General features: G+C 57.8%; 10 protein-coding genes. 3 read left to right on the top strand and 7 right to left on the bottom strand.

Going from position 1 to position 13755, the window contains the following annotated elements:
- Positions 1 to 3: 3 nt before the first annotated feature.
- Together ugpE and ABUK73_RS19130 are read left to right on the top strand one after the other, a co-directional pair.
- Positions 4 to 852, top strand: a complete 849-nt coding sequence (ugpE, locus tag ABUK73_RS19135) for a sn-glycerol-3-phosphate ABC transporter permease UgpE (protein WP_353578685.1) — start codon at positions 4 to 6, stop codon at positions 850 to 852.
- Positions 852 to 1892 carry a sn-glycerol-3-phosphate import ATP-binding protein UgpC gene (locus ABUK73_RS19130; protein WP_353578684.1) on the top strand — a complete coding sequence of 347 codons (1041 nt, stop codon included), beginning with the start codon at positions 852 to 854 and terminating at the stop codon, positions 1890 to 1892. Before ugpE ends, ABUK73_RS19130 begins: the two co-directional genes overlap by 1 nt.
- Positions 1893 to 1910: 18 nt before the next feature.
- Here the strand turns inward: ABUK73_RS19130 and ABUK73_RS19125 are convergent, their stop codons facing one another.
- From ABUK73_RS19125 to ABUK73_RS19095, 7 genes are all read right to left on the bottom strand, one after another.
- Positions 1911 to 3647 (bottom strand): sensor histidine kinase, encoded by a 1737-nt coding sequence (locus ABUK73_RS19125; protein WP_353578683.1) that lies wholly within the window; start codon positions 3645 to 3647, stop codon positions 1911 to 1913.
- Positions 3648 to 3802: 155 nt separating this feature from the next.
- Entirely contained in the window at positions 3803 to 6907 is a 3105-nt protein-coding gene (locus tag ABUK73_RS19120; RefSeq protein ID WP_353578682.1) for an efflux RND transporter permease subunit, read from the bottom strand.
- Entirely contained in the window at positions 6904 to 8154 is a 1251-nt protein-coding gene (locus ABUK73_RS19115) for an efflux RND transporter periplasmic adaptor subunit (RefSeq protein ID WP_353578681.1), read from the bottom strand. Before ABUK73_RS19115 ends, ABUK73_RS19120 begins: the two co-directional genes overlap by 4 nt.
- 489 nt (positions 8155 to 8643) lie before the next feature.
- Positions 8644 to 9579: an esterase-like activity of phytase family protein gene (locus ABUK73_RS19110; protein WP_454892395.1), complete on the bottom strand. Its 936-nt coding sequence runs from the start codon at positions 9577 to 9579 to the stop codon at positions 8644 to 8646.
- A gap of 100 nt (positions 9580 to 9679) precedes the next feature.
- The gene (gene cobT / locus ABUK73_RS19105; protein ID WP_353578680.1) at positions 9680 to 11581 is read right to left on the bottom strand and encodes a cobaltochelatase subunit CobT; all 1902 of its coding nucleotides are present in this window, start codon (positions 11579 to 11581) and stop codon (positions 9680 to 9682) included.
- Between the two features lie 97 nt (positions 11582 to 11678).
- Complete coding sequence (cobS, locus tag ABUK73_RS19100; RefSeq protein ID WP_353578679.1) at positions 11679 to 12668, bottom strand: cobaltochelatase subunit CobS; 990 nt, start codon at positions 12666 to 12668, stop codon at positions 11679 to 11681.
- Between the two features lie 64 nt (positions 12669 to 12732).
- Positions 12733 to 13350: a J domain-containing protein gene (locus ABUK73_RS19095; RefSeq protein ID WP_113086806.1), complete on the bottom strand. Its 618-nt coding sequence runs from the start codon at positions 13348 to 13350 to the stop codon at positions 12733 to 12735.
- 115 nt (positions 13351 to 13465) lie between these two features.
- Here ABUK73_RS19095 and ABUK73_RS19090 point away from each other — a divergent pair, with 115 nt between their 5' ends.
- Positions 13466 to 13747 (top strand): BolA family protein, encoded by a 282-nt coding sequence (locus tag ABUK73_RS19090; RefSeq protein WP_353578678.1) that lies wholly within the window; start codon positions 13466 to 13468, stop codon positions 13745 to 13747.
- The last annotated feature ends 8 nt before the right edge of the window (positions 13748 to 13755 follow it).

The following is a 13755-nucleotide window of genomic DNA, read 5'->3' as shown; positions in this document are numbered from 1 at the left end:
ACAATGATCCAGAACCGCCCTATCGCAACCTTGATGGCGCATCTAATGCTGGTCCTCGGCATCATCATCGTCGCCTTTCCGATCTACTATACCTTCATCGCATCCTCGGCGACGTCGACCGACATTCTTCGCCCACCGCTCTCGCTCCTGCCTGCGGGGCATCTGGCGGAGAATTATCATGAGGCGATTTCCGGCGGCGTCGAGCGGGTGGTTGGCGTCAGCCTTGAGCGGCTGCTGTTCAACAGTTTCGTGGTGGCCATGGCGATTGCCATCGGCAAGATCATCATTTCGTTTCTGTCTGCCTTTGCCATCGTCTTCTTCCGCTTTCCCTTCCGCATGGGCTTTTTCTGGATGATCTTCATCACCCTGATGCTGCCGGTAGAAGTCCGCATTCTGCCGACCTACAAGGTGATCGTTGATCTGGGCCTTTTGAACACCTATGCCGGTTTAACGTTGCCGTTGATGGCGTCTGCAACGGCGACTTTCCTGTTTCGGCAGTTCTTCCTGACGATACCCGGCGAAATGGTGGAAGCGGCGCGCATCGACAATGCCGGGCCATTCCGCTTCATGCGCGATATTCTGCTGCCGCTTTCCACGACGAATATCGCCGCCCTTTTCGTGATCCTCTTTATTTACGGCTGGACCCAATATTTGTGGCCCCTGCTGGTAACGGATCGCGCTGAAATGAACACGATCATAATCGGCCTGCGCCGCATGGTGGATTTCACCGACGCCTCGACACCCTGGAATTACGTGATGGTCACGGCAATCCTTGCCATCATTCCTCCGGTTCTCGTCGTGGTGCTGATGCAGCGCTGGTTTGTCAAAGGCTTGGTGGAGACTGAAAAGTAATGGCGACAATCGAACTCAAAGACGTTCGCAAGGTCTATGGCGGCAATGTCGAGGCGATCAAAGGCGTATCGCTGAGCATTCAGGATGGTGAGATGATCGTGCTGGTCGGACCTTCCGGCTGCGGAAAATCGACGCTTCTGCGCATGGTCGCCGGACTGGAAAGCATCAGCTCCGGGGATATCAACATTGCGGGCAAGCGGGTCAACGATCTGGAACCGGCAGAACGCGATATCGCCATGGTCTTCCAGAACTACGCGCTTTATCCACATATGACCGTAAGACAGAACCTGGCCTATGGTCTGAAAAACCGCAACACGCCGAAAGACGAGATCGACCGCCGCATTACCGAGGCGGCACGCGCACTGGAAATCGAACAGTTTCTTGAGCGCAAGCCCCGACAATTGTCTGGCGGCCAGCGCCAGCGCGTCGCCATGGGTCGCGCCATCGTGCGCAAACCTTCAGCATTCCTGTTCGATGAGCCGCTCTCCAACCTGGATGCAAAGCTTCGTGTGCAAATGCGGGTGGAAATCCGGCGTTTGCAGCGTTCGCTCGCAACCACCAGCATCTACGTCACCCATGATCAAATGGAAGCCATGACATTGGCCGACCGTCTTGTGGTGCTAAATGCAGGCCGCATCGAACAGGTCGGCACCCCAATCGAGCTCTATGAAAAACCCGCGACCAGCTTCGTTGCCACATTCATCGGCTCTCCATCCATGAACCTGTTGCCGCTCAACGGCTCGGTCTGGAAAGCGCCTGAGAATGGAACGATACCGGCCAATGCCAAGACAATCGGCATCCGCCCGGAAGACATCACCATTGCGGATGGCGTATCAAATAGCCCATTCCAGATTCCGGTAACGGTGGCTGCCGTGGAGCTGGTGGGGGCGGAAAGCTATGTTCACGGGGAAATGTCGGACGGAAGCCCAATCGTCTTTCGCGTGCCGGGCCGTTCCGCCATCGAGATCGCGGAGACACTGACCATCACCGCCGATCCTAGCCGCTTCCATCTTTTCGACGCGGAAGGAAAGCGCATCTGAACGGATGCGCCTTGGCGCTTAAACCACAGAGATCGGCATTACGAAGGTGAAACGCGTGGCGACATCATCGGAATGAACAGTGATTGTTCCCTTATGCGCCTTGGCAATCTCGGAGGCAATGTAAAGCCCTAGTCCCAGACCTTGCATACTGGGACGCACGTCTCGGCGACGGAAAGGCTGGAACAGCTTTTCCAATGTGTCCGGTGGGATCGGCGTGCCCGGATTGCTGACGCACAGTTCCAGATGATCGCCATTCATGGAACCGGTTATAGTGACAGGGCCGTTCTCGATGCCATGCGTCAAAGCATTGGACACGAGATTGGAGAACATCTGCGCAATGCGCAGACGGTCTATCAACAGCGGTGCCGGAATGTTGAAATCGACATCGATGTGCCTTTCGGGATGCGCGACACGGAGTTCATCGATGATGTGGGACAACGTCGTCGCAACATCATGCTCGGCAAGCTCCAGCGAAATACCACCGCCCAGCCGCGCCCGCGCAAGATCCATGACGTTATCGACCAGCCCGCCCATGCGGCCAATGCTCGATTTCATCAGCTTGAGAACCAGCGGACTGCGCTCCGTCCAGCCTTCTTTCAGCAGGCGCGATGTGCCTGCATCGACGGCGGCGATGGGGTTGCGCAGGTCGTGGCCGAGAACGGCAATGAACTGCTCGCGCAGTTCAGACACCTGACGTTCGCGCTCCAGTGAATTCTGCGCCGCTTTCAGCCTGTCATCCGCATCGAGATGGTGGCCGATCAATTCGGCAAAAAGCCTGAAGGCGCCCAGAACCTGCGGATTGTTGACCCGCGCCGGATTGGGGTCGATGGCGCAAAGCGAACCGAAGAACTGACCATTCGACAGGATGATCGGCACAGATATATAGCTGCGCAGGCCATAAATGCGTGGAGTGTGATGATCCTTGTAGAGAGGGTCAACGCTTGCATCATCGAAGACGACCGCCTCGCGGTGATCGCGGATTTCATTGCACAGCGTGCTTTCAATCGGCAATTCGTCGCCGGGTTTCAGGCCGAAACCGAGATGATCGAGCGACTGGCAGGTAATCCATCTTTCCTTCGTCACACGGGCGACGGCAGCAAAGCCCATACCCGTCATGCGAAGCACGACATCCAGAATGGTAGGAACGGCGGCAATACCGCCAACGCGCTCGATGTCTTTCAAAAAATCGTCCTGGCTGTCGCTATAATCCGGCAACTGGCTGCGCGCCTGCGCCAGATCATTGGACAGTGAACCGATGAGGTCGGCGGTTTCGAAGGCGGAGGCCGCCGCACTCGCCAAAGCTTCGAGCGTTTCGATTTCCCACTGCGTCGGCTCGTAGGCGTGAGACCAATATGCACCGATGGCTCCGACAGGATTTTCCATGCCGACGGGTGCCATTGCCAAAGCTTTTACGAAGGTGCCCGCATAAAGGTCATGCGGTATGCGCTCGTCCGTCACAATATCAGGAATGATCGCAGTCTTCTTGTTCACCATCGCCCAGCCGCTGATGCAGGCAACTGTCGGAAATCTCTGGCCTTTCCACAGTGGGCCGATGGCATCCTCTTCCACATAGTGGCAAAGGTCTCTGTCGCGGCGGATAATGGCGATGCCCTGGCAGCCGATCAATGCGCGTGCGGAAGACCTCACCGTCTCGATCACTTCGTCCCGTGTGCGGGCGCGCGAAATCCGAGCGGTTGCCTCAGTCAGACTGGCCAGCGACGTCACATTGATGGATGTAAAGTCCTGCAGCGCCATATCGGTCTTCTTTCCCGGTACTATGGCCGTGTTGCATATAGATCAGCACTTTCGCACATGTCCGAGAAGAGAGCAAATACATTGCATTCCAAGCCAATAGAGCCTGCTCGTTCATGTCGAACTGACGCCCGTTGAGAGGTCAATCCGGCTTTTTTTCATGTCAAATTGGGCGTCGTTTCCACAACAGGCTTGTGCCGCCCACGGCTCCACAGGGACTTGATGAAATCCGACAGTCGTTCGATTTCCACAAACACGACAGGGGTCATGAAGAGCGTCAATATCTGGCTGACGATCAGCCCCCCGACCACCGCGACACCCAAAGGCTGGCGCAGCTCCGAGCTTGCGCCCGTACCAAGCGCAATCGGTAGTGCGCCGAAGAGAGCGCAGAAGGTGGTCATCATAATGGGTCGCAGGCGGCGCACGGCGGCTTCGTGAATGGCCTCAAGCGTCGGCATTTTCTCATCGCGTTGCAGGGTCAGCGCCACGTCGATCATCATGATCGCGTTCTTCTTGACGATACCGATCAGCATCAAAAGACCGATCAGCGCGATGATGGACAGGTCGAACCCGAAGAGCTTGAGCGTGAGCAGAGCGCCGAAGGCAGCCGATGGCAGGCCCGAGAGGATGGTGATCGGGTGCAGGAAGCTTTCGTAGAATACGCCCAGCACGATGTAGATGGTCAGAACCGCCGCACCGATGAGAAGGCCGGTGCTATCGCTTGTCTGCTTGAATATCTGCGCGGCACCGGCAAGGTTTGTGGTGACGGTTGCCGGAAGATTGATCTGCTGCTTCAAGGCATCGATCTGCGCCGTGGCGGAACCCAGCGAGACACCCGCAGGCAGGTTGAACGAGAGAGTAACGGAGGTTAGCTGCCCTGTCTGGTTGACGGTGACCGGACCCGATACGCGCGACACAGTCGCGAAGCTCGACAATGGCACCAGCGTTCCGGACGAGGAGGCCACTCTGATTGCGCCCAGAGCCTGCTCCGTCCATTCGATGGACTGGTCATATTCCAGAATCACATCATAGCTGTTGCCAGTGGTCTGGATTTGCGTCGCGACATAGCTGCCGAAAGCCGCTTCCAGCGTCTTTCGTATGGACTCAGACGTCACACCCAAGCTGTTTGCCCGGTCGTGATCGACCGCGACATGAGCTTGCAGGGCGTTATCCTGCAAATCCGAGGCGACATCCACGAAGTAGCTGTTGTCGGCACGCATGGCGTCGGCCAGCGTTTGCGACCATTGCCGGGCAGCGGAGGCATCGATGGATTGCAGCACGACCTGATACTGGCTCTGGGTGCTGCGTCCGCCGAAACGAAGGCTTTGTTGCGGCGTGATAAAGGTTCGCAAGCCGGCAATCGTGGAAAGCGAATGGCGCAACTCGTTGAGCGTAACGTCAAGCGCCGGGCGGTTTTCGGCGGGCTTCAGCTGCACCAGAAGCGTGCCCGAATTCAGCGCCGAGCCGCCGGGGCCGGAGCCAAGCGTTGAGGTGACATGCGCCACGGCCTTATCCGCCGACAAAATCTCCGCCGCCTTGGACTGAAGAATGCTCATCGCCTTGTAGGAAATATCCTGCCGCGCCTGCGTGGAAACAGTCAGCAGGCCGATATCTTCGGTGGGGAAAAAGCTGCGGGCGAGGCTGGAAAACATCCAGCCTGAGCCGATCAGCGTCAGCACGAACATCAGCATTACGACCATGCGGTGCTCCAGGCACCAGCCGACCGACCAGCTGTATGCATCCGTCGCACGGTCGAACAGCGTTTTTTTGGCGTGTTCCGGTTCCTTGTGGTGCGGAAGACGCGCGGCCAGCATCGGCGTCACCGTCAGCGAAACGATGGCAGACGACATGATGGCCAGGGTGACGACGACACCGAATTCGTTCAGCACGCGCCCAACGATACCGCCCATCAACAGGATCGGCAAAAACACCGCGACCAGCGAAATCGACATGGAGATAATCGTGCCGGTGACTTCCTTGCTGCCTTCCACGGCGGCCTGAAATGGCGGCATCCCCTCTTCCACTTTGCGTACGATGTTTTCGAGCATCACGATGGCATCATCCACCACCAGACCGACAGAAAGCGTCAGCCCCAGCAGCGAGATGTTGTCGATGGAGAAACCCAGCGCATACATGGCACCCAGCGTTGCCACCAGCGACAGGGGAACGGCCAGACCCGGAATAAGCGTGGCCCAGACCTGACGCAGAAACAGGTAGATGACCAGAATGACGAGGCCGAGTGTGACCATCAGCGTCGTTTCGACATCGGCCACAGCGGCGCGGATGGAGACCGACGCGTCGTTGACGACATTGATATGCATGTTGGCGGGCATGCTGGCCTGAAGCTCGGGAAGCTTGGCCTTGATCGCATCCACCACCTGCACCGTATTGGCACCCGGCTGGCGCTGTACGGAAAGCACAATGGCGGGCGTGCCATCCAGCCAGCTGCCCTGATTGAGCACTTCAACGCTGTCATTGACGGTTGCGACATCCTGCAGGCGAACGGCTCGTCCGTTTGGATTGGCGATGATCAGCGTGCGAAAGGACGCGGCATCGGTGCGCTGGGTGGAGGCATCCAGTGTCAGCGCCTGCGACGAGTTCTGCAACGTGCCGATTGGCGACTGGTCATTGGCTGCTGCCAGCGTGTTGGACAACCCATCCAGCGACAGCCCGCGATTGGCCAGCTTGGATGGATCGACTTCCACACGCACGGCATAGGTTTTCGCACCGAAAATCTGCGCCTGCGCAACGCCTGAAATGGTCGATAGAGCCGGGGAAATAATGTTTTCGGCCAGATCGTCCATTTTTGTCAGATCGGCACCGTCGCTCGTCAGCGCCAGAATGATCACCGCCGCATCGGCGGGGTTGGACTTGCGGTAGCTCGGGGTCGACGTCATGTTATCAGGCAGTTGCCGCTGCGCGCGCGCAATGGCCGCCTGCACATCCGCCGCCGCGGCATCGATGTTGCGCGACAGGTTGAACTGGATGGTAATCTGTGTGTTGCCGAGGGAAGAGCTGGCGGTGATCGTATCGATACCGGCAATCGTTTCGAATTGCTTGATGAGCGGTGTGGCGACCGAACTCGCCATCGTATCGGGTGCAGCCCCGGCAAGCTGGGCCGAGACGTTGATCGTGGGGAAGTCGGCCTGTGGCAGGGCCGCGACCGGCAGGTTCTTATAGGCGGCGGCACCGGCAAGCAGCACGCCGATGATCAGAAGAATGGTCGCTACCGGTCGGCGGATGAAAATCTCGGAGATATTCATAGGGAAACACCGTTTTGAGATATTTCCGCCTTGGTATCCACAGGGTCTGCGGTCTGGTTGACCACCACATGGCTACCATCGGTCAGGCTCGCCTGCCCTTCGGTAACAACCAGCTCACCCTCTGTTATGCCTTGGGAGACACCGGCGAGGTTGCCATTGCTGAGCGCCAGCGTGACCTTTCTCTTCTCAACGGTCTTGTCCGGCTTCACGACGTAAGAGACATAGCCGCCCCCCTGCGGCTGAAGCGCAACCAGCGGCACCGTGACCAGATTGTCCATCTGCCCGGCATTGACGGTGACCTTTAGCGACTGACCCGGCCAGAAAGTTTCGCCTTGATTGTCCAGGAGAACACGCAGTTTGAAAGTGCCCGATGCCGCATCGACGTTGTTATCGAGGAACACGACGCTTCCCGAGGCGGACGCATCCTTGCCCTGAGCCTGCGTTGGGTAAACGTCCGCCGTCAAGCTTTTGCTGGCGAGGTTGGAACGGGCGAGATCGAGGTCCGGCTCCGGCAGCACGAATTCCGCATAAACAGGCTTCATCTGCGTCAGCAGCACGACGTCAGCACCAGGGGCGACATAGGCGCCTGCCGATAGAAGCACCGCACCCAGCTTGCCATCGAACGGCGCACGGATCTGCGTTTGCGACAGCGTGACATTGTCTGCCGCCAGATTGGCTTGATCGACCGCAACCGTGGCCGCAGCCTGTTTAGCGGCGGCAGCGGCGTCGCTGAATTGCTGTTGTGTATCGACACCGGATTTGCTGAGCGATTCCACCCGCGCCAGCGTCGTGTTGGCGGAATCCAGTGAGGCTTGGTCCTTGGCAAGCTGCGCCTCATCGCGCTGGATATTCGCCTTGATGGTGCGGTCATCCAGTTGAACCAGAAGATCACCGGCCTTGACCTCTGCGCCATCCTTAGCCAGCACATTGGCAACGATGCCGGAAATCGGGCTGGTCAGCGCTGTCGATGCCACCGGGACGATGGTCCCGATTGTCTGGCGAACCACCGGAATAGAGCCGGACTTTGCAACGGCCACTGTTACGGCAGATGTACGCGCGCCTCCCTGCGCTGCGCCGCCGCGCTTGTCGCCATTTCTGGTCTGGCCATTGGCCGCAGAATGGGTGGCACCCGAGGTTGCCTGTGTCGGGTTTGCCCATGCCGGCAGATAGGCCTCAAACTCTCCGCGATAGACAAAGAGCAGAAGAGAAATGGCGGCAACCAGCAGAATTGTAACGATGTATTTCATGCAGAAGTCCTTTGAGGAACCGAATCCGATGGACAGAAGGCACGTATGACGACGAGATTACACCAAGAAAAAACTAATTTTCACTTGCCGATGCTTGCCGTTGCTCGATGCGTATGCAGTTAACTTCGAATTGAATAATAAGCGCGGACGGTCTGGTGGGCTGCCGAGATAACCATGCCTCTTCAAGCTTTCACTATACAAAGAGGTCGGCAGACGGCGCAGCTGCCATTCTTCCTGGCGACCACTTAACGCGCCAACACAGGAAAACGAAAGATGATGGAAGATTAAATTACTGTAATATGTAAGCTATTTGGAAAGTAACGCTCTCGGATTAACTCACGCGAGCGACCGAGTTTTACCGTAGTTTGCTGGTCGCGGAGTGAAAGAAAGCGGATTTTTATGTTTGCGGGGAACGACATAGCGCGCGGACGGATCGGCACACAATACCGCGAAAACTGCTGCGAAGCACGGGAGGCGGCGACCGGTAGACTACTCGATCAGCTTGAATTCCAGCATCACATTTCGTTGCAGTAAGGAGTGGTTATCGTCAGAGACGACGATGAGGTGCGTCGAGCCGTCTGAAGCCTTCACGACATCGAGGCCTTCCATATTGTCGATCTGGTTGGAAAGATCGGCTTCGATGATGACGTCACCATCCACGATAGCGCCGGGCTTGATGGTTTCACCAGCAATCCGGCGGATGCGCATGCCGACGCCCTCGGCCAGATTGAAGCGTCTCTCCAACAGCAGCAAATCACCATCGTCCAGAAATGCACCGTCCGTGACAGCGAAAGAGCCGCCCTTGATAACCGAGAACAGCCCCTTGCGCGGTCCTTCCAGAATTGCGGCGTAGAGATTGCCGTGGCTATCGACACTCGCCTCGGCCACCGTGACCATGGCACCCCTCAGCGGGCTGTTGGCGGGTGATAGAGCGAGGGTTTCCATCCCTGCATTGCGGCGGAATTCATGATCGGGAATGAGATGCGGCAGTTGCCCGACTGGCTTGGCCGTTGCGAGATTGTCCGCATTGTAAATGTCGATGCGAGGTCTCTGTTCATAGCTGACAAAGGCCTGTTTGCCGCGTAGCGCCAGCCCTTCCGCATCCATATCGACCTTGCGCTTGGCCTCGCGTCCGTTCTCATCCAGCATGGGGTCGATGTGAACATTGGAAAGACCGGACAAGGCACCGGCCTGATTGCGCTCGATCTCCCCCTTCATCCAGTGTCCCGTGTCCAGCACGGCAAGAAAACTCCGCCCATCCGGCATGAAGCGGATGCTGGAGATGGCACCGAACAGCGGTTCAGGCGAATCCATGATCAGCCCGCCAACGAATTCCAGCTTGCCGAAGCGCTTCTGATCAGACCCAACCTTGAAAGCAGAGATCGGTCGCGCAGTGACCTCCACGTCAACTGTCGCTGCGGCCATGCCGGAAGGACAAAGCGCCCCCATAAGGAGGGCAGCGATTGCGAAGAGTTGACAGCGGATAAGATTGCCAGACCGTATCAAACCACGGTCGCCGCGCGGCTTAGCCCGCACGGCGCATCCTGCCGGAACGACGTGGCGCGGTACTGGTATCTTCAAACAGTGCAGCAAGCTGCTCGGTCATTGCCCCGGCCAGTTCGTCCGCATCCACGATGGTAACGGCGCGACGGTAGTAGCGCGTCACATCATGGCCGATACCAATGGCCAGCAGTTCGACAGACGAACGTGTTTCGATCTGCTCGATAACAGCCCGCAAGTGCCGCTCCAGATAGTTGCCGGGATTGACCGACAGTGTGGAATCGTCCACCGGTGCACCATCAGAGATCATCATCATGATCTTGCGCTGCTCTGGGCGGTTGATCAGGCGGTTATGCGCCCACATCAGCGCTTCGCCGTCGATGTTTTCCTTTAACAGCCCTTCGCGCATCATCAGGCCAAGGTTGCGGCGCGCGCGACGCCATGGGGCATCCGCCGACTTGTAGATGATGTGGCGCAGATCGTTGAGGCGACCGGGGGAAGGTGGCTTGCCACCCGCCAGCCACTGCTCACGAGACTGTCCGCCCTTCCAGGCCTTGGTCGTAAATCCAAGAATCTCGACCTTGACGCCTGACCGTTCCAGCGTGCGTGCCAGAATATCGGCGCAGGTGGCAGCAACGGTAATCGGGCGTCCGCGCATGGAGCCGGAATTATCGATAACAAGCGACACGACCGTATCGCGGAACTTCGTGTCGCGCTCCTTCTTGAAGGACAACGGCTGCATGGGGTCGATGATGAGGCGCACCAGACGTGCCGGGTCGAGGTAGCCCTCTTCCAGATCGAAATCCCAGGAGCGGTTCTGCTGCGCCATCAGGCGGCGCTGCAGACGGTTGGCCAGTCGTCCGACCGCACCCTGTAAATGCGCAAGCTGCTTGTCGAGGAAGGCCCGCAGACGGTCGAGTTCGGCTTCGTCGCAGAGTTCTTCGGCAGAAATCTCCTCGTCGAATTCCTGTGTGAAGATGCGGTAATCCACCTTCTCGTTGAAATCGTCAAAGGGGCTGTTGGGGCGGCGCGTTTCACCGGGTGTTTCGGAATCCTCATCGAGATCGTCGGACATTTCGTCCTCCGACATCTCAGCTCCGTCCATCTCGCCGTCTTCCATCTGCTCCTGAGAGGCTTCGCTCTCCTCGGCAGGGGCAGCATCGGAACCGGCGTCTTCTTCGACCTGTTCGTCCTGCGTTTCGTTGCTGGCGGGCTGGTCTTCGTCGGTTTCCGCTTCCTGAGTATCGGGCTCTTCTTCGTCGCCGAAATCCTCAGCCATCTGCATGGAGGTCAGCATTTTGCGGATGAGCTTCGAAAACGCCTTCTGGTCTTCGACAACGGTCGAGATATCGCGAAGGTCGGCAGCAGCCTTGTCTTCGATGAAGGGGCGCCACAAATCCAGCACCTTGCCGGCGCTTTCCGGGGGCTTTTCGCCTGTCAGACGCTCTCGCACCATCATGGCGACCGCTTCGGACAGCGGTGCGTCTTCCTGCGTATTGATGTTGACGAAATTCGCCTTGGCGTATTTCTCGGTGTTCATGGCGCGGATGTTGGAGGCCATGCCCGGCATGCGCCGCGCACCGATGGACTCAACACGTGCCTGCTCCACCGCATCGAAGATCAACCGTGCGTCGGCTCCCTGCGGGGCCATGCTGGCATGCACATCGCTGTCATGGCAGGCAAGACGCAAAGCCATGGAGTCGCCGAGACCACGGGTCACGGCAATTTCCTGCGCCGTCGGCTTCTTGGAAATTTCCGGTAGGCGCATCCGCTCACCGGCAAGGCCCGGACGCTCATTTGCGAAGACGACTTCAACTTCAGCGTCGCCAGCAATCGAGCGCACGCATCCGGTAATGGCCTGACGCAACGGTTCGGTGTCGATGACCATCCCCGATTTGGGTCTCACATTATCGCCGCGGCCTGCCATTGTCTTTCCTGTCGATTCTGGACGTTACCCACCTGCCGGAGGCAGAAGGATAACGTCTTCAACTCATCGGTGATGTTCTCCGGTCAAACCGGGGAAATCAGGCGCTCAGAACGATGTTCGCAGCGCTTTCCTTCAGCTCCACGCCGAATGCGCGCTGATACTGCTCAGCCACCAGCGTCCGCTCCAGCTCGTCGCACTTGTTGAGGAAGGTCACACGGAAAGCAAAGGCAATGTCACCGAAAATATCGGCATTTTCAGCCCAGGTGATGACCGTACGCGGGCTCATGACCGTGGACAAATCGCCATTGATGAAGGCCGAACGGGTTAAGTCCGCCACGCGCACCATCTTGGAAGCTGTCTCACGACCCTTGGGATTGTCGAGGCTCTTCACCTTGGCAACGACGATGTTCACTTCCTGCTCATGCGGCAGATAGTTTAGCGTGGTGACGACAGACCAACGGTCCATCTGCGCCTGGTTAATCTGCTGCGTGCCGTGGTAAAGGCCGGTGGTGTCACCGAGGCCAACCGTATTGGCGGTCGCGAAAATGCGGAATGCGGGGTGAGGACGGATGACGCGGCTCTGGTCGAGCAGAGTCAGGCGGCCGGAGGATTCCAGCACGCGCTGGATAACGAACATCACGTCCGGGCGACCTGCATCATATTCATCGAAAACCAGTGCGACATTGTGCTGGTATGCCCAGGGCAGAATGCCGTCCTTGAATTCAGTAACCTGCTTGCCGTCCTTAAGAACAATGGCGTCCTTGCCGACGAGGTCGATACGGCTGACATGGCTGTCGAGGTTGACGCGCACGCACGGCCAGTTCAGGCGGGCCGCGACCTGTTCGATATGGGTGGATTTACCAGTTCCGTGGAAACCCGACACCATGACGCGTCGATTGTGAGCAAAACCGGCAAGAATGGCGAGCGTCGTATCGCGGTCGAACAGGTAGTCGGGGTCTAGATCCGGCACATAGGCATCACCCTGCGTATAGGCAGGGACGCGCAGGTCCGTATCGATGCCGAAAACTTCGCGCACGGAAACAGTCGTATCCGGCAGGTTGGTAATATCCAGGTCAATTTTGCTCATAACGTCTCCAAGGCGGGTAGCAGCCACCCGGCCACATATCTTTCAGGCAATCACACAAAAGGGCTTAGCAGAAACCAGATTGCTTTAACAATTGGTAGGCTTGAATAACAGCACGAAAACGCTCTTCCGATCCGCGATCACCCCCATTAGCATCAGGATGATGCTTTTTGACAAGCTCCTTATAGCTTCGTTTTATATCTTCTTTCGCTGCATTGACGGAAAGACCAAGCGTATCGAAGGCTTTCTGTTCCAGCGTCTTCAACTTGCGGCTCTGCTGGTAACGCGGCCCGCCGCTACGCCCCTGCCCTGCAAATCCGAAGGGATCGCGGATGCGCGCATTGGCTGCGCCGGAGCGAAGTGTGGAATGCAAAGGGCTGTCACTGGCGGTTTTGTTCACGCCCACAGTCCAGGTGGGGCGGTGGCCGGTGATGGCCTCTTTCTGATAGCGCGCGATCTCGCTATCCGACAGGCCGGAGAAATAATTATAGCCCTTGTTGTAGTCCTTCACATGCTCGAAACAGAACATGAAGAATTGCCCCTCGGCATTGCGGCCGACGGGAGCACGGTGAACGCCCGGCTTGTCGCAGCCATCCCACTGACAGGTTACGGTTTGAACCTCAGGTTCCCGGTCCCGTTTGCGGCGCGTGCGAATGCGGTCGAAATATTTCGAATCCAGTTTCATGGTAACCTGATTATGGTGCGCGAAAACGCGCACAACAAGAATTGACAAAGCGGAATGTTACAGGTTTCTAGAGAGCCCCTTTTCACAGACAAACATCGATTTGGAGACCGAACAAATGTCCCTGCGCGAGCACATAGAAAGCAAGCTCAACGAGACGTTTTCGCCGGTCCGGCTGAATGTGATCGATGAAAGTCACATGCATGCAGGGCATCAGCCGGGCATAACCGGCACGGGCGAAACACATATGCGTGTTCAGATAGTGTCGGAGAGCTTCTCCGGCAAGTCACGGGTGGACCGCCACCGCGCCGTCAATGCGCTGCTGAAACCGGAGCTGGATGCAGGGTTGCACGCACTTGCCATCGAGGTCGCGGCCCCGGGTGAACCCACCCGGTTTTGACGGCGTCC

The organism is Agrobacterium vacciniicorymbosi (assembly GCF_040427045.1).
GTDB lineage: Bacteria > Pseudomonadota > Alphaproteobacteria > Rhizobiales > Rhizobiaceae > Agrobacterium.
Note: the sequence above shows the minus strand (reverse complement) of the source record. Positions and strands in the feature narration are given on the sequence as shown.